At 69.1% G+C, this 16,557-nt stretch carries 13 protein-coding genes, 1 tRNA gene, 1 pseudogene and 1 riboswitch; of the genes and pseudogenes, 8 read left to right on the forward strand and 7 right to left on the reverse strand.

Translation table 11 applies throughout. From position 1 onward, the window contains the following. Positions 1–79: 79 nt before the first annotated feature. From ACYX4P_RS05960 to ACYX4P_RS05970, 3 genes are all read left to right on the forward strand, one after another. The gene (locus ACYX4P_RS05960) at positions 80–2,317 is read left to right on the forward strand and encodes a glycoside hydrolase family 3 N-terminal domain-containing protein (protein ID WP_248117865.1); all 2,238 of its coding nucleotides are present in this window, start codon (positions 80–82) and stop codon (positions 2,315–2,317) included. A 93-nt stretch (positions 2,318–2,410) separates the two neighbouring features. After that, positions 2,411–3,571, forward strand: a complete 1,161-nt coding sequence (carA, locus tag ACYX4P_RS05965; RefSeq protein ID WP_292045977.1) for a glutamine-hydrolyzing carbamoyl-phosphate synthase small subunit — start codon at positions 2,411–2,413, stop codon at positions 3,569–3,571. A gap of 4 nt (positions 3,572–3,575) precedes the next feature. Then, the gene (locus ACYX4P_RS05970) at positions 3,576–4,520 is read left to right on the forward strand and encodes a hypothetical protein (RefSeq protein WP_292045976.1); all 945 of its coding nucleotides are present in this window, start codon (positions 3,576–3,578) and stop codon (positions 4,518–4,520) included. Positions 4,521–4,578: 58 nt separating this feature from the next. On the opposite strand, the pseudogene galE reads toward ACYX4P_RS05970, so the two are convergent. The 5 genes and pseudogenes from galE to metX form a co-directional block, all read right to left on the reverse strand. Beyond that, a pseudogene (galE, locus tag ACYX4P_RS05975) lies at positions 4,579–5,538 on the reverse strand (UDP-glucose 4-epimerase GalE); the annotation flags it as partial. Between the two features lie 60 nt (positions 5,539–5,598). Then, positions 5,599–5,865 carry a hypothetical protein gene (locus ACYX4P_RS05980; RefSeq protein WP_248117859.1) on the reverse strand — a complete coding sequence of 89 codons (267 nt, stop codon included), beginning with the start codon at positions 5,863–5,865 and terminating at the stop codon, positions 5,599–5,601. Between the two features lie 216 nt (positions 5,866–6,081). Continuing rightward, positions 6,082–6,156 (reverse strand) — tRNA-Glu (locus ACYX4P_RS05985). Positions 6,157–6,208: 52 nt separating this feature from the next. Beyond that, complete coding sequence (gene metB / locus ACYX4P_RS05990) at positions 6,209–7,390, reverse strand: cystathionine gamma-synthase (RefSeq protein WP_248117857.1); 1,182 nt, start codon at positions 7,388–7,390, stop codon at positions 6,209–6,211. After that, a complete protein-coding gene (gene metX, locus ACYX4P_RS05995; RefSeq protein WP_248117855.1) occupies positions 7,387–8,442 on the reverse strand; it encodes a homoserine O-succinyltransferase MetX in 1,056 nt (351 codons plus the stop codon). Before metX ends, metB begins: the two co-directional genes overlap by 4 nt. A 79-nt stretch (positions 8,443–8,521) precedes the next feature. After that, a riboswitch (SAM riboswitch) is annotated at positions 8,522–8,635 on the reverse strand. A 187-nt stretch (positions 8,636–8,822) separates the two neighbouring features. On the opposite strand from metX, the gene ACYX4P_RS06000 reads away from it, so the two are divergent. The 4 genes from ACYX4P_RS06000 to ACYX4P_RS06015 all read left to right on the forward strand — a co-directional run bounded on the left by ACYX4P_RS06000 (position 8,823) and on the right by ACYX4P_RS06015 (position 12,189). Further along, entirely contained in the window at positions 8,823–8,969 is a 147-nt protein-coding gene (locus tag ACYX4P_RS06000) for a hypothetical protein (protein WP_248117853.1), read from the forward strand. Between the two features lie 100 nt (positions 8,970–9,069). Continuing rightward, on the forward strand, positions 9,070–10,818 hold the full coding sequence (locus tag ACYX4P_RS06005) for an amino acid kinase family protein (protein ID WP_248117851.1): 1,749 nt from the start codon (positions 9,070–9,072) through the stop codon (positions 10,816–10,818). Positions 10,819–10,822: 4 nt separating this feature from the next. Continuing rightward, positions 10,823–11,788, forward strand: a complete 966-nt coding sequence (gene thrB / locus ACYX4P_RS06010) for a homoserine kinase (RefSeq protein WP_248117849.1) — start codon at positions 10,823–10,825, stop codon at positions 11,786–11,788. 86 nt (positions 11,789–11,874) lie between these two features. Next, positions 11,875–12,189 carry a CsbD family protein gene (locus ACYX4P_RS06015; RefSeq protein ID WP_248117847.1) on the forward strand — a complete coding sequence of 105 codons (315 nt, stop codon included), beginning with the start codon at positions 11,875–11,877 and terminating at the stop codon, positions 12,187–12,189. A gap of 8 nt (positions 12,190–12,197) precedes the next feature. Here the strand turns inward: ACYX4P_RS06015 and thrC are convergent, their stop codons facing one another. Continuing rightward, positions 12,198–13,592 carry a threonine synthase gene (thrC, locus tag ACYX4P_RS06020; protein ID WP_248117845.1) on the reverse strand — a complete coding sequence of 465 codons (1,395 nt, stop codon included), beginning with the start codon at positions 13,590–13,592 and terminating at the stop codon, positions 12,198–12,200. 324 nt (positions 13,593–13,916) lie between these two features. On the opposite strand from thrC, the gene ACYX4P_RS06025 reads away from it, so the two are divergent. Continuing rightward, positions 13,917–14,870, forward strand: a complete 954-nt coding sequence (locus ACYX4P_RS06025) for a retropepsin-like aspartic protease (RefSeq protein ID WP_248117843.1) — start codon at positions 13,917–13,919, stop codon at positions 14,868–14,870. A 7-nt stretch (positions 14,871–14,877) separates the two neighbouring features. Here the strand turns inward: ACYX4P_RS06025 and pgm are convergent, their stop codons facing one another. Next, on the reverse strand, positions 14,878–16,530 hold the full coding sequence (gene pgm / locus ACYX4P_RS06030) for a phosphoglucomutase (alpha-D-glucose-1,6-bisphosphate-dependent) (RefSeq protein ID WP_248117841.1): 1,653 nt from the start codon (positions 16,528–16,530) through the stop codon (positions 14,878–14,880). Positions 16,531–16,557: the final 27 nt, after the last annotated feature.

Below are 16,557 nucleotides of genomic sequence, written 5' to 3' on the forward strand. Positions count from 1 at the left end.
TCTCAAGCCTGCGGCTTCCCGTAGAAATTTCTTGTCTGGCCTGGGGCTTTTGGCCCTGATGGGCGCCGGAGTCTTCCCCATGCCTGTTTCCGCCCAAGCGTCCCGCACCATCGCCCGCCACCGCCAGAGGATCGAGGATCTGATCGCGGCCATGACGGTCGAGGAGAAGGCCGGGCAGTTGAATCTGCTGGCCGATCCGTTCCGCTGGATGCCGACGGCCGTGAATCCGCTGGACGGCACGGGCGATCCCGCGCGCGTCACCGCCCTGATCCGCGAGGGCAAGGTCGGGTCGCTGTTCAACGGCATCGGCGCCGAGGCGGGCCGTCGCATCCAGCAGGTGGCGATGGAGGAAAGCCGGCTGAAGATCCCGCTGCTGTTCGCCGCCGACGTGATCCACGGCCTGTCGACCATCTTCCCCGTGCCCCTGGCCGAGGCGGCGGCGTTCGACACCGAACTGGCCTATCGGACCGCACGCGCGGCGGCGGTGGAGACGGCGGCCTCGGCCGTGCACCAGACCTATGCGCCGATGGTGGACGTGGCGCGAGACCAGCGCTGGGGCCGCAACGTCGAGGGCGCGGGCGAGGACGTGCTGCTGAACAACCTGCTGGCCGCCGCCCGGGTGCGCGGCTTCCAAGGCGAAAAGGGCCTGGACGACCGTGACGCGGTCCTGGCCACCGCCAAACACATGGCCGCCTATTCCGCCGCCGTGGGCGGCGTCGAATACAACACCACCGACATGAGCGAACAGACGCTGCGCGGGGTGTTCCTGCCGCCGTTCAAGGCGTCGGTGGACGCCGGCGCCCTGTCGATCATGAGCGCCTTCAACGATGTGAACGGCGTGCCGGCCTCGGGCAGCCGCAAGTTGCTGACCGACATCCTGCGCGGAGAGTGGGGCTTCGAAGGCTTCGTGGTCTCGGACTACACCTCCGAGCAGGAACTGGTGGCCCACGGCTTTGCCGAGGACGGCCGCGACGCCACGCGCCTGGCCTTCAACGCCGGGGTCGACGTGTCGATGGTGTCGGGCCTGTATATGGAGCATCTGCCCGGCCTGGTGGCCTCGGGCGAGGTGTCGATGGCGCGGCTGGACGAGGCGGTGCGTCGCGTCCTGACCGCCAAGGCGGCGCTGGGCCTGTTCGACGATCCCTATCGCGGCACCGACGCTGCGCGCGAAAAGGCCGTGGTGGGATCGCGCGAACACATCGAACTGTCGCGCGAGGCGGGACGCAAGTCGGTGGTTCTGCTGAAGAACGAGCAGGACCTGCTGCCGCTGGACAAGGGCCGCAAGATCGCCCTGGTCGGCCCGTTCGCAGACGACGTGGACAATGTGTGGGGGCCGTGGACCATCTGGGGCGCGCCCGAGCGGCGGGTCTCGCTGGAGACCGGCTTCCGCGCCGCCATGCGCGATCCGCAGAACCTGACCATCGCGCGCGGTTCGGGCGTGGAGACGCCGCTGGACGGCGGGATCGAACAGGCTGTCGCCGCCGCCCGCGACGCCGAGGTCATCGTTCTGGCTATCGGCGAGGCGACCAATATGTCGGGCGAGGCCCAGTCGCGCACCGAGATCGTGGTGCCGGCCCCGCAGATGGCGCTGGTCGACGCCATGGCGGCCCTGGGCAAGCCCATGGTCGTCCTGCTGAGAAACGGCCGGGGCCTGGCGCTGGAAGGCAATGTCAAGAACGCCCAGGCCATCGTCGTGACCTGGTTCCTGGGCGAACAGATGGGCCATGCGGTCGCCGATGTGATCTTCGGCGATCACGGCCCGTCCGCCCGCCTGCCTGTCAGCTTCCCGCACAAGTCGGGCCAGCAGCCCTATTCCTACGACCGCAAGACGACCGGCCGCCCGGCCAATCCCGATCTGGCGACCGAGGAGTACAAGTCCCGCTATCGCGAGACCCCCAATACGGCGCTTTATCCGTTCGGCTACGGCCTGACCTATGGGGCGATCACATACGGGCCGATCGAGATGGCGACGGATCAGTTGCCCTGGGCCGGGACGCTCGAGGTGGCGGTTGCCGTGACCAATACCGGCCGACACGCGGCCGAGGAGCTGGTGCAACTCTATATCCATGACCGGGTGGCCAGCCTGACCCAGCCGGGGCGGCTGCTGAAGGACTTCAAGCGGGTGGCCTTGCGCCCCGGCGAGAGCCGCAAGGTCAGCTTCACCCTGAACGCCCGCCAGCTGGGCTTCATCGGGGCGGACGAGACCTATCGGATCGAGCCGGGTCTGTTCGACATCTGGCTGGCGCCCCACGCGCAGGGCGGAGTGACGGCGACCTTCCAACTGGTCGGACCGGCCTCCATCAGCGATGGGCGTTGAGCCGTGGTTGACGGCGCGAGCGGCAGGGCCTAACGACCCGGCCGTTTGCGTCCCGCCCCGGTTCGGGCGGGATTCGGTTTTAGGAGCGCGCCCATGACGACCAAGATTCTTCCGGGCGCGACGGGCGTCCTCGCACTGGCCGACGGCACCATCCTGCAGGGGATCGGCGTCGGCGCCGTGGGTTCGGCCCTGGGCGAGGTGGTCTTCAACACCGCCATGACCGGCTATCAGGAAATCCTGACCGACCCGTCCTACATGAGCCAGATCCTGGCCTTCACCTTCCCGCACGTCGGCAATGTCGGCACGAACGTCGAAGACATCGAACAGATGGGCGGCGGGTCCGACACCTCTGCGCGCGGCGCGATCTTCCGCGACCTCCCGACCGATCCGGCCAACTATCGCTCGGACGCCAGTTTCGACGACTGGATGAAGCGGCGCGGCGTCGTCGGCCTGGCCGGCGTCGACACCCGCGCCCTGACCAAGATCATCCGCGACAAGGGCGCGCCCCACGCGGTGATCGCCCATGACCCGAACGGCGAGTTCGACCTGGACGCCCTGGTCGCCCAGGCCAAGGCCTGGACCGGCCTGGTCGGTCTGGATCTGGCCAAGCCTGCTTCGACCCTGCAAGCCTTCGAGTGGAACGAGGGCGTCTGGGACTGGCCGGAAGGCTATCCCACCGTCGCCGGCGGCAAGACTGTCGTTGTCATCGACTATGGGGTGAAGCGCAACATCCTGCGCGCTCTCGCCTCGACCGGCGCCAGGATCACCGTGGTTCCCGCCACGACGACGGCGGAAGAGGTTCTGGCCCGCAATCCCGACGGCGTGGTCCTGTCGAACGGTCCGGGCGATCCGGCCGCGACCGGCGAATACGCCGTGCCGGAAATCCAGAAGCTGGTCGCCAGCGGCAAGCCCCTGATGGGCATCTGCCTGGGCCACCAGATGCTGGCCCTGGCCCTGGGCGCCAAGACGGTGAAGATGGAGCAGGGCCACCACGGCGCCAACCATCCGGTCAAGGATCTGACCACCGGCAAGGTCGAGATTGTGTCGATGAACCACGGCTTCACCGTGGACCGCGACAGCCTGCCCCAGGCCGTGACCGAAACCCACGTCAGCCTGTTCGACGGCACCAATTGCGGCATCGCGGTGAAAGACAAGCCGATCTTCAGCGTCCAGCACCACCCCGAGGCTTCGCCCGGACCGACCGACAGCCTGTATCTGTTCGACCGGTTCGCCGAACTGATGGGCGACCGCTGAGGCCATGAAACAGGGGGCGGCGCGGTCGGACTATCTGGACTGGCTGGCCCAGGCGCTGGCGGCGACGGAAGCGTTCGCGCCCCTGCCCGATGGCGATGCGGTGGTTGGCTACGCCACGGGATACGACGCCGCCGACATCGCCCCCTTCGTGACCTCGCTGCGGGCCGTGTTCGACGGGGCGGTCGCTCTGGTGGTGGACCAGGACGCGGACCTGCGCGCCTTTCTGGCCCGTCATGAGGTGATGGCCGTGGATGCGCCGGTTTGGCGCGGCTGGACGCCCCATCCGGTGATGCAGCGGTTCGTCGCCTTTGCGGGCCTGCTAGGCGACCGGCCGGGCGCAGCCCTGGCCTGCGACGTACGCGACGTGATCTTCCAGGCCCCGCCCTTCGATCCCGCGCCGCAAGGACTAGAGGCCTTCGTGGAGGCGGACGGGCCGCTGGCGGACCACGCCTTCAACATGAAATATCTGCGCGCCCTGTTTGGCCAGGCTCAGGCGGATCGGATGGCGGACAGGGCCTGTCTGTGCGTGGGGACGCTGGTCGGGCCGCGTGCAGAGGTTTCGCGTCTGTCGCGGCTGATCCTGGCCCTGGCGTCCGCGCCGCGTTCGGAGATCGGCGGCGCGTTCGGCGCCGATCAGGCGGCCTTCAACCTGGCCATCCATCGGGGGCTGGTCGGGGCGACGGTGCGGGCCAACTATGGCCGGGTGGCGACGCTGGGCCTGACGCCCGGCGAGCGGCTGAGGTTCGCAGACGGGCATGTGGTCAATCCCGACGGCGGGATCAGCCCCATCGTCCATCAGCACGACCGCCATCCGCATCTGGACGCGCCGGTCCATGCCCGCTGGGGCGCGGGGCTGGAGCATCGCAAGCGGGTGCGGCCGAAATCCGCAGGCCAGAAGCTGGAAAAACTGAAAGCCTCGCTGCGCCGCCGGATGCCCGAACTGCGCTGAGGCGGTTGTGCCAGGCCCAGGCGCTGGCGACGATGGCGGACAGGTCGGACTGGCGCGGCGCAAAGCCCAGGTCCCGGCGGGCCAGGGCGATGTCGGCGACCAGATGCGCCGGATCGCCAGCGCGGCGTTCGCCCGATACGTCGGGCAGCCGCAGGCCGCTATGGCGCATGATCGCCGCCAGAACCTGACGCACCGAATGGCCCTGGCCGGCGCCGAGATTGTAGGCCGCAAAGCCGCGGCGTCCATCCAGCAGTTGCGCCAGGGCCGACAGATGTCCCTGGGCCAGGTCCGACACATGGACATAGTCGCGGATCGCCGTGCCGTCCGGCGTGGGATAGTCGGTTCCATAGACGGCGAAGTCGTCGACGCCGCCCTTCAGGGCCATCATGGCGCGCGGGATCAGGTGGGTCTCGACCGGCCGGTCCTCGCCGATCAGGCCGCACGCCGAGGCCCCGCTGGCGTTGAAATAGCGCAGGGCGACGGCGTTCAGGCCGTGGGCGGCGGCGGCGTCGGCCAGAATCTGTTCGCACCCCAGTTTGGAGCGGCCATAGGGGGTGACGGGCGCCGGCGCCTGCTCCTCGATGATCGGCCCGGCGCCGGGATCGCCATAGACGGCGCAGGTGCTGGAGAAGACGAGGGTGTTCACGCCCGCCGCCCGCATCCCGCCCAACAGGCCGAACAGCCCGCCCAAATTGTTGCGATAACAGTCGAGCGGCGCGCGCACCGATTCCGGCACGACGGAGGAGGCGGCGAAATGCAGGACGGCGCGGATGTCATGCTCGACCAGGGTCCGACGCACCAGTTCGGCGTCCCAGACATCCCCCTCGATCAGCGGCCCCCAACGCGCGAAGGCGCGACGGCCCGTTGACAGATTGTCCAGGACGACGGGGCGGTATCCTGCGGCGGCCAGGCCTTCACACACATGGGCGCCGACATAGCCGGCGCCCCCCGTGACCAGGATCGCCTTTCCGACGGAGAGTGTCGCGACGCGAGCGGCCATGCCCCTCCTTGTCGACATCAAAGGCCGTTTGGACAACCCCTGATGCCAAACAAAGTTATCTGAGGTAGGTGAAGTCCGTCACGGCAGGGGCGAGAAGCTGCGTTCCTCGCGCAGGGCGCTGGCTTTCCGAACGGCGATGGGGGCGGCGTGAAGCCAGTATTCGGCATCGTCGAGCCGATGCTCGCGACGGCGTTCCAGCCCGCGCAGGCGGCGCAAGGCGGCGTTTTCGAGAAGGCGCGCATGGAGGGCGCGGGGCGACAGTTCAGCGATGGCGGGAGAGCCGGGGACGGCGACGGCGTCGGGGCCTTGGGGCTCCACCGCCGGGCGGGCGATGGCGATAAACATGACGATCTCGGTGCGGGAGGGGAGGGCGCTTCTGCGCCGCGTTCACGGTGGATTAACCACAGTCCCTGTGGATAGTTCCTGAGTGCGGCCGAAAAAAGTCTGTGAATCGAAAGGCTTACCGCCGCGATCCGAACATAGTGATTACCAGAAGGTTAATCCGGGGGCGGAGCGTTCGCTCGACGCGGCGGATCGGAACGGTCGTGGAGGCGTCGCCGGTGGCAGTCCCTAGGGGAGTCGAACCCCTCTTTTCAGGTTGAAAACCTGACGTCCTAACCGATAGACGAAGGGACCGCGGCCGGGGCGGCGCATGTGCCCCGGTTCGGTCCCCTCTGCAAGCGAAAACTTATGCGGCTTCCGCCTTGACGGGCGCCAGGGCGTCCAAGGCCGGGAACAGGTCGCCGATCAGATCCTCGACATGCTCCAGCCCGACAGACAGGCGCACCAGGCCGTCGCCGATCCCGGCGGTGGCGCGCTGCTCCGGCGTCATGGCGGCGTGGGTCATGGTGGCGGGGTGGGCGATCAGGCTTTCGACCCCGCCCAGCGATTCCGCCAGGGTGAAAATCTCCAGCGCTTCGACCAGGTCGCGCACGGCGCCGGTCCCGCCTTCCAGCTCGAAGCTGAGCATGGCGCCGGGGCCGGCCTGCTGGGCGGCGACCAGGGCATGGCTGGGGTGGGACTTCAGGCCGGGATAGTGGACGACCTTGACCGCCGGATGGGCGTTCAACAACTCGGCGATCTTGCCCGCCGTGGCCTGCTGGCGCTCGATGCGGGCGAACAGTGTGCGTACGCCGCGCAGGGTCAGATAGGCGTCGAACGGCGATCCGGTCACGCCGGTGCAGTTGGCCCACCAGGCCAGGGTCTGATGATCCTCGGCGTCGGCCGAGATGACGGCGCCGCCCACCACGTCGGAATGGCCGTTGATGAACTTGGTCGTGGAGTGAACCACGAAGTCGGCGCCCAGCTTGATCGGGTTCTGCAGCGCGGGCGACAGGAAGGTGTTGTCGCAGACGACCTTGGCGCCCGCCGCATGGGCGCGGGTGCAGATGTCGGCGACGTCGACCAGGCGCAGCAGGGGGTTGGACGGGGTTTCGACCAGCACCAGCCTGGGCTTCAACGCCAGGGCCGCCTCCAGGGCGACGGGATCGCCTTGGTCGACCAGCAGCAGCTCGAAATGGCCCTTCTTGGCGCGGGCGTTCAGCAGGCGACAGGTGCCGCCGTAACAGTCGTGCGGCGCGATCAGAAGATCGCCCGGCTCCAGCAGGGCAAGGGGCAGGTCGACCGCGGCCATGCCGGTGGCGGTGATCACGGCGCCCGCGCCGCCTTCCAGCTCGGTCAGGGTCTCGGCCAGGACGTCGCGCGTCGGATTGCCCGAGCGGCTGTAGTCATACTTCCGCTTCTGCTCGAAGCCCGCGAAGGAATAGTTGGATGACAGATAGAGCGGGGGCATGACCGCGCCATGTGCCGTGTCCGAATCCACGCCCGTGCGGGCGGCGATGGTGTGCGGATTGGCGGGACGGGAAGTCATGCTTTGATGTCCTTGAAGGCGGCGCGGAGGATGTCGCCCACGAAGGCGTCCTCCTTCAGAAAGGCGTCGTGGCCATAGAGGGAGGGCGCCTCGACGAAGCGCCACAGGGTCGGCAGCCGCGCGGCCAGTTCGCGGATGTCGTCGATCGGCACCAGCCGGTCGGAAGTGAAGCCGATCAGGGTGACGGGGGTTGAAATGGCCTCGGGCGTCACGCTGTGGCGATCCAGGGAATCGGACATCGACAGCCAGCGGGCCGGGGTGGTGTGGGTGCGGTAGGCCCGGCCCCGCGCCGTCAGATAGTCGCACACAGGATAGGCGCCGCCGACGGCCGCAGGCGCGGTCGTATCGAAACGGTCGTGGAACTCCTCGGCCGTGCGATAGGTGGTCATGGCCAGTTCGCGGGCCAGGGCGACGCCTTCCTCCGGGCGACCGGCGGCGACGGCGAACTGCAGGATGCGGCGCTGGATGCCGCGCCAGGCCGTGGCCTGGGGGTGGGCGCGGTGGGCGGCGGACACGACGATCAGCTGCTCGGCCCAGTCGGGAAACAGTTCCGCGAAGGCCAGGGCGACCATGCCGCCGTAGGAGCAGCCGACGAAGGCGGCGATCCGCTCGATCTTCAGATGGGTCAGCACCAAGGCAAGCAGGCGCGCCTGATCCTGGGTGGTGATGGTGACGGGCGTGTCCAGAAACTCGGCGCCGGGGGCGAAATCCACGGCCAGAACCTGGAAGCGGCTCAGGTCGATAGGGCCGCGCACCGACACGGCGCCCGACCACCAGCCCAGGCCGTTGGTCTCGGTGCGGTGGACGAAACGCCCCGCGGAAATGCCGCCCGCGACGACGACGACGGGCGCGCCCGCCCGGCCATGAAGGCGGCCCACGATATTGGGTTGGTTCAGTTTTTCGCCCGAAGTCAGGCGGAAGTCGGCGGGGATGGAGACGATGACGTCACGGGCCCCGCCGCGTTCGCGCGTCGGTTCGCGCACGGCCGGCGCGTCGATCGGCTGGGGCCGACAGAAGGGCTCTTCAAGCAGGGATGTTTCAGCCAGGGTCATCAATCGTCGTCCGCATCGTTCTCGCCTCAGCAAGGCTCGATGCGGTGACAGATCGTGGAGCGTCGCCTCGTCGATGCTCCACTCATCTCTCGCGACCCCGAAGGACCCCGCAGGAGTTGGCACCGTTTCGGGCGGAACCCGATGGTTGCCCCGGCGTCAAAGGGCCTAATCCCTCAGCCGGTCTTGATGAGTGACTTTACGTTGATCAAACAGGCGGCACCGGTCAAGCGGAAAATTCGACCTCAATGCAGGGCTCGGGCGATGACGCGAGGTGCAAAAAGAACGCAAATGGCGCTGTCGTGAAAAAATCATCCACGGCCGCTTGACAGACCGGGGGTGCGCCAATCACCCTAGGCCAAGATTTCAACCGGACCTGTCCCGTGCCGCAGCGCTCGTTCATCGCCGAAGTCACCACCGTCGCCGGCCTCGCCGCGACGGTCTTCGGCATGGGCGCGACCCTCGGCGGAACCATTATCGGCGGCACGACCGGCGCCACCACCATGCCCAGTCGGGCGGGACGAGTTTAGCACGCCGAACACAGGCGAACGCAGAACCCGAACCCCGCCCGGTCCGCCAGGCGGGGTTTTTCTTTTCACCCCACGCTCCACGCAGAAATCCGAGAACCCCATGTCCGCCTCCCTCGCCGTCGTAGAGACATCCGAACCGCTCAATCCCGATTGTCGGCTCGCCGCCGATCCCGCCCCCGAAGTCGTGGTGCTGAAGTTCGGCTCGTCCATCCTGCGAAGCCCGGCAGAGGCGCCGCTGGTGGCCTCGGCCGTCTATGGTCATGTCCGGGCGGGGCGAAAGGTGGTGGCGGTGGTCTCGGCCTTCGGCGGGGCGACGGATCGGCTGCTGAGCGAGGCGCGGGCGTTGGGCTTAACCCATTCCAACGACCTGCTGCCCGGCTATGTGGCCCTGGGCGAGGAAAAGTCGGCGGCCCTGGTCGCCATCGCCTGCGACCGGATCGGCCTGGACGCCTGCGCCCTGTCGGTGCGCGAACTGGGCATTGTGGCGGAAGGCGAGCCGGAACATTCGCGACCCTGCGGCCTGCGCGCCGATCATCTGAAACAGGCGCTGGACCGGCATGAGGTTGTGGTGGTGCCCGGTTTCGGCGCCGTGCGGCCGGACGGGCGGGTGGCCTTGCTGGGACGCGGCGGATCGGACCTGACGGCGGTTTTCCTGGCGGCCGAACTGGGGTTGAAGAAGGTGCGGCTGGTCAAGGATGTGGACGGTCTCTACGACCACGATCCCAACGACAAGACGGCCCCGGCCCTGCGCTATCGCCGCGCGTCCTGGGACGTGGCGCGCAAGCTGGGCGGGGCCCTGGTGCAGCACGACGCCATCGACCTGGGCGAAAGCCGTGGGGTCGAGATCGAGGTGGCGGCGCTGGACCGGGCGGACGGCACGGTGATCGGCGACAAGTCGGCGCCCCCCGGGCCGGCCCCGGCCCTGCCGCCGCTGAGGGTGGCGGTCGCCGGGTGCGGCGTGGTGGGCGGCGGGGTGCTGGGCCGGCTGCTGGCCGATCCACGATACGACGTCGTCGGGGTGCTGGTGCGCAATCCGAACAAGGCCCGCGACGTGGCCTGCCCGCCCTCTCTGTTCACGGCCAGCGCCGACGACCTGCTGTCGCGCAAACCTGACATCGTGTTGGAGGCCCTGTCGGAGGGCGAGGCGGGTCATGCGGTGATCCGCGCCGCGCTGGAGGCGGGCTGCGACGTGGCCAGCGCCAACAAGCAGGCGGTCAGCCGCGATCCCGGCGGCTTGCAGGACCTGGCCCGACAGCACGGCCGTCGCGTCTTCTGGTCGGCCTCGGTCGGCGGCGGGGCGCCCATGGTCGAAACGGTGCGCGCCGCCCGCGCGGCCGGCGAGGTGGTCGGGTTCGAGGCGGTGCTGAACGGCACGGTCAACTTCATGCTGGAGCGGCTGGGCGACGGCGCGGCCTTCAGCGAGGCCCTGGCCGACGCCCGCGCGGCGGGCTTCGCGGAGGAAGATCCGTCGTCGGACCTCGAAGGTCTGGATGCGGCGGCCAAGGTGCGCCTGCTGTGCCACGAGGCGTTCGGCCGGTCGCCCGATGGCGACGTGCCGCGCGACCACCTGACCGAGGAAACCTCCGCCGAGGGCGGGGTTCGCCAGATCGGCGCCGCCCATCTGAAGGATGGGGTGATCAGCCCGTCCGTGTCGCTGAACGCCGACCATGGCGACCCCCTGTTCTCCAACCTGTGCGGCGAGGGCAATGCGCTGAAAGTCTATGGCGCTGACGGCCGGGTGTGGCGCTGTCGCGGGCGCGGCGCCGGGCGCTGGGCCACGACCGAGAGCATCATGGCGGACCTGGCCGAGATCGTCCGTGCGCGCCGCGCCGATGTGGGGCTGAATTAGGTCCATGGCCGTCTTCACCTCCGTTTCCCTGGACCAGGCGCGCGCCTTTCTGACCGGCTATGACATCGGCGAGGCGGTGTCGCTGACCGCCATCGCCGAGGGGGTGGAGAACACCAACTACCGGCTGGAGACGCAGCAGGACGGCGTGACGCGACGGTTCGTCCTGACCCTGTTCGAGGGGCGGACCGACGCCGCCTCCCTGCCGTTCTGCCTGGGGCTGACGGCCCATCTGGCGGGGCGGGGCTTTTCCTGCCCGATGCCGATTTCGGATCGGTCGGGCGGCTGGCTGGGGCGGCTGAACGATCGGGCGGCGGCGGTGATCGAATGGAAGACCGGCGCCTGGCTGCGCCATCCTGACGCGGCGGATCAGGCGGCGGCGGGCGCGGTCCTGGCGCGCCTGCACCAGACGGCGGCCGATTTTCCCCTGCGTCGCGCCAATCCGGTGGGGCCGGCGGTCTGGCGGAAACTGGCGGATCGGTGCGCCGGGGGGCTCACGCGCGCCTCGGATACGGACCGGGCGCTGTTGAAACAGGTCCAGGCGGCGTTGACGCGGCTGGGCGATCCGTTCACGGACGACCTGCCGGGCGGGGCGATCCACGCCGACTACTTCCCCGATAATGTGCTGTTCGCGGATGGGGCGGTGTCGGCGGTCATCGACTTCTATTTCGGCTGCGACGGCGCCTTCGCCTATGACCTGGCCATCGCCCTGTCGGCCTGGGGCTTCGACGCCGAGGGACGGCCCATGCCCGAGGCCCTGGCGGCCTTCCAGCGCGGCTACGAGGCCGTGCGGCCCCTGAGCCCCGCCGAGCGCGTGGCTCTGCCGCGCCTGGGCGAGGCCGCCGCCCTGCGCTTCACGGTCACGCGGCTGCACGACCGCATCTTTCACGACCCGGCCAACCTGGTCACGCCCAAGGACCCGGCCGTGTTCCTGCGCCGCCTGGACCACTGGCGGGCGGTGGAAATGGCCTGAAGCGGCGCCATTGCGGGAACCGAAAGCGACAGCCGGGATTTCTGTGATCAACGGCGAAAACCGCCGCTCTCCCCGAGGATGACATCATGACTGACGAACAGATCAACGGCGCCGCTTCGCAGGTGCAGGGCAAGGCGCAGAAGGCTTTCGGCAATCTGGTCGGCGACCAGAAGATGCAGGTCGAAGGCGCCTATAACGACGCCAAGGGCAAGTCGCTGGAGACCTTCGGCAAGGCCATGGACGCCGTGGATCGCCTGGTCGAGAAGGCGCCCGCCGACTATCGCGACAAGGCCCGCACCGTCGCGGCCGAGGCGCGCAAGCGTCCGCTGGTCACCACCCTGTCGGTCGCCGGCGTCGGCCTGCTGCTCCTGCGCGCCCTGACCGGCGGCGGTCGACGCTAAGCTCGGGTTCAGTGGCGGCCTGAAAAGGCCGCCACCGCATCCCGCGCCGCCGCCATTGTTCCATCGACGACCGTTAACCGCTCGGGCTTGTCGCCCAGGGCGGCGACGACGTTTGCGGGCTCGGGTTCGAAGCCCAGCACGTTCGAGACGAAGGCGCCGAACTTGGACGGATGGGCGGTGGACAGGGCGACGACCGGCCCCTTGGCGCGATCCTGCCGCCGGGCGGCGGCGAGGGCGACGGCCGTGTGCGGACAGATGACGCGGCCCCAGGCCTCATAGGCGTAGGCGATTTCGGCGCGAGTCTCGTCCTCGTCGATCGAGACGGCCGAAACCTCGGCGCGGAGGGCCGCCAGCAGGGCCGGATCGAAGGCTGCTGCGCCGTCGCGGGCGAAGCTTTCGAACACCGTGCGGGTGGCGTCGGCATCGCGGCCGGTCGCCTCGAACACCAGCCGTTCGAAGTTGGACGGCGCCTGAACATCCATGGAGACGCTGCCGCTCTCCACCGCCGGACGGCGCGAATAGAGGCCGTCGTTGAGCGCGCGGGCCAGGGCGTCGTTCTGGTTCACCGCCGCGACGAAGCCGTTAGACGGCAGTCCCATCCGGGTCGCGGCGATGCCGGCGAAGGCGTCGCCGAAATTGCCGGTCGGGACGACGAAGGTCGCGGCCTGACCCAACTGGGCGGTGGCGGAGACATAATAGGGAATCTGACCCGCCAGCCGCGCCCAGTTGATGGAGTTGACCGACGACAGGCGGCCCCGCGCGCGCAGGGCGTCGTCGGCCAGAAGCCCCTTCACCAACCGCTGGCAGTCGTCGAAATCGCCACGCACGGCCAGGTTCAGCACATTGTCCGCCTGGACCGTCGTCATCTGTTTGCGCTGGATCGGCGAGACGCGATCCAGCGGGTGCAGCACGACCAGATCGACGGATTTCGCCCCGGCGAAGGCGCGCACGGCGGCCGCGCCCGTGTCGCCCGACGTGGCGGTCAGAATGGTCAGCCGCTCGCCCGAGGCGGCCAAGGCCTCGTCCGTCAGACTGGCGACCAGCTGCATGGCCAGGTCCTTGAAGGCCGCGGTCGGACCGTGGAAAAGCTCCAGCACGAACAGACCCGGCTCCAGCTCCACCAGGGGCGTGACCATCGGATGGTCGAAGCCGGCCGCCAGCCGATCCAGCGCCCGTTCCAGGGCGCCGGTCGGCAGGGCGTCGCCGACGAAGGGCGTCAGGACCTGAAGGGCGATGCGTTTGTAGTCCGCCTCGCCGGTCCATGCGTCGGGCGACAGGGCGGGCCAGGCGGTCGGCATATAGAGGCCGCCGTCGGGCGCGATGCCCCGCAGCAGGGCGTCGGAGAAATCGGTTTCGGGCGATTGGCCTCGGGTCGAGACGTAGCGGGCGCTGGAAGTCGTCATGGCGGCTTGGTCGTAACCAGCGAACGGCGCGGCGTCATCCGGTTTCTGGCCAATACAGGTATGATTTTGTCGGCTTGCCAGGTGCTGTGACGGTGCGGCCGCATCCACAGCGCAAAATCGGGGCGTCGCGGCAATTTCATGCCGCCTGTGTCGCTGATTGGGAGCCGTACCCTCGGGGTCCTGCCGCTCGCGCATCTTGTGGACATGCCGGGATTATGGAACCTCGCCACAGGGGTGAGGATGACGGAGCGTAAGTGGTGAGAGAACGGGCGTTGCGACATCGCCCCGCTGGCGCCCGCCGCCGCGACAGTCCATGTCAGACGCATGAGACGACGCGATCTTCTGATCCGGCTGGGGCTGATCGCCGGGGGCGTGGGCGGGGCCTGGTGGCTGCGCGACCATGTGCTGTGGAAGGCGCCGACGGTGGTCTTTCCCGCCGCCGGGGCGAGCGACTGGCTAGGCTACGCCGAGCCGCGCGCCAGCACCCCCACGGTGGAGGTCTCGGTGAATGGGCGGCCTGTGCGGGCGCTGATCGATTCCGGCGCGCAGTATTCGGTGATCGACCGTTCGCTGGTCGCGACCCTGGGCCTGACCCAGGTGTTCGACATCCCCATGGTGGCCTATGGCGTCGGCGGTCAGGCCCAGGTCGGGCGCGGCGCGACATTGGACGTCCAGATCGGCGGCGCCCAGGCGGTGCGGCTGGACGGTTTGCGCGCCGCCATACTGGGTCTGGGGCCGCTGGCCAGCGACAAGGGACTGGGCGCGCCTCTGATCCTGGGCCAGGACGTGCTGCGCGAACTGATCCTGGAACTGGATACCCGCCGGCGTCGGATCAGGCTGATGTCGCGAGACGGCTGGGCGCCGCCGCCGGGAGCCGCATCCATCGCGGTGACGCGGGCGGGCAAGGCGCTGCAGGCGGCGATCACGGTGGAGGGGGCGGCGGTCGATGCGGTGATCGACACGGGCGCCTCGGCCGTGCTGGCCCTCACGCGCGAGACGGCGCAGGCTGCGGGCCTGCTGGACGGGCGCGCGCGGACGCCGGGCCAGAGCATCGTGCTGGGCGGCGTGGTGGGCGCCGAGACGGTGATCGTCCGCACCCTGACCATCGGCGACGAACTTTATCGGCAGGCGGCCGTGGCCATCTATGACGACGTGGCCGTGCCGGGCTTTCCCAAGGCCCTGGTGGGGATGGCGGCGTTTGAGGATCGCCGCGTCATCCTGGACCTGCGCGGCCCGCGCCTGTTCGTCGAGCGGCCGATGCAGATCACGGTCGGCTAGGCAGGTTTCAACTCGCCAAAGCGGCGGACACCACGGCCTTGGCCTCGTCCTGAACCTGGGTCAGATGATCGGGGCCGAGGAAGGATTCGGCGTAGATCTTATAGACATCCTCGGTGCCCGAGGGGCGGGCGGCGAACCAGGCGTCGGCGGTGACGACCTTCAGGCCGCCGATGGCCTCGCCATTACCGGGCGCCTTGGTCAGGATGTCGGCGATGGGCTGCCCGGCCAGGGTGGTCGCCGAAACGTCAGAGGGGCTGAGCGCGGCCAGGCGCGCCTTTTCCGCGCGGGAGGCGGGAGCGTCGACGCGGGCGTAGGCGGGGGCGCCGTACTGGTCGGTCAGGCCGGCGTAAAGTTGGCTGGCGCTCTCGCCCGTGCGGGCCTGAATCTCGGCGGCGAGCAGGCACAACAGGATGCCGTCCTTGTCGGTGGTCCAGACCGTTCCATCGTGGCGCAGGAAGGACGCGCCGGCCGATTCCTCGCCGCCGAAGCCGACCGTTCCATCCAACAGGCCAGGCACGAAATGTTTGAAGCCGACGGGGACTTCCAAGAGCTGCCGGCCCAGACCGGCGACGACCCGGTCGATCATGGACGACGAGACCAGGGTCTTGCCCACCGCCACCTCCGCGCCCCAGCCAGGGCGATGGGCGAACAGATAGGCGATGGCGGCGGCCAGGAAATGGTTGGGGTTCATCAGGCCGGCGTCGGGGGTGACGATGCCGTGGCGATCCGCGTCGGCGTCATTGCCGAAGGCCACGTCGTAGGCCGAGCCGCCCTGCATCATGCCGATCAGACCGGCCATGGCCGAAGGCGACGAACAGTCCATGCGGATCTTGCCGTCGGCGTCCAACGGCATGAAGGCCCAGCGCGGATCGACGGCGTCATTGACCACGGTCAGGTTCAGCCGATGGCGCGTTGCGATCTCGCCCCAATAGGCCACGGCCGCCCCGCCCAGCGGATCGGCGCCGATACGCACCCCGGCGTTTCGAATGGCGTCCAGATTCAGAACGTTGGGCAGGTCGTCGATATAGGCGGACAGATAGTCGAACCGGCCGGCCGTCGCATGGGCCTGAGCGAACGGAACGCGGCGCACCTCGGTCAGGCCGCCCTCGATAAGCTGGTTGGCGCGGGCCGCGATGGCGGATGTGGCCTCGCCCCCGGCCGGGCCGCCCGAGGGGGGATTGTATTTGATGCCGCCGTCGCGGGGCGGATTGTGCGACGGGGTGATCAGAACGCCGTCCGCCAATCTTGACGGGTTTCGGCGCGCATCCGCGCGGTTATGGGTCAGGATGGCGTGCGACACGGCGGGCGTCGGGGTGAAGCCGTCGCGGGCGTCGATCAGCACCTCGACGCCGTTGGCGACCAGCACCTCCAGCGTGGTGCGGAAGGCCGGCTCGGACAGGCCGTGGGTGTCGCGGGCCAGAAACAGCGGGCCATCGACGCCTTGCGCTGAGCGGTATTCGGCGATGGATTGCGCGATGGCCAGGATGTGGGCCTGGTTGAAGGCGCCGTCCAGGCTGGAGCCTCTGTGGCCCGAGGTTCCGAAGACGACCCGCTGCGTCGGATCGGCCAAGTCTGGCCGCACGCTCTCATAGGCGTCGAGCAGGGCGTCCAGGTCGATCAGGTCTTCGGGGCGTGCGGTCTTTCCGGCGCGGTCATGCATCGTCAGTCAATCAATCTTTGTGGGAAA

This window comes from Brevundimonas sp. ABV4_179 (assembly GCF_056311945.1).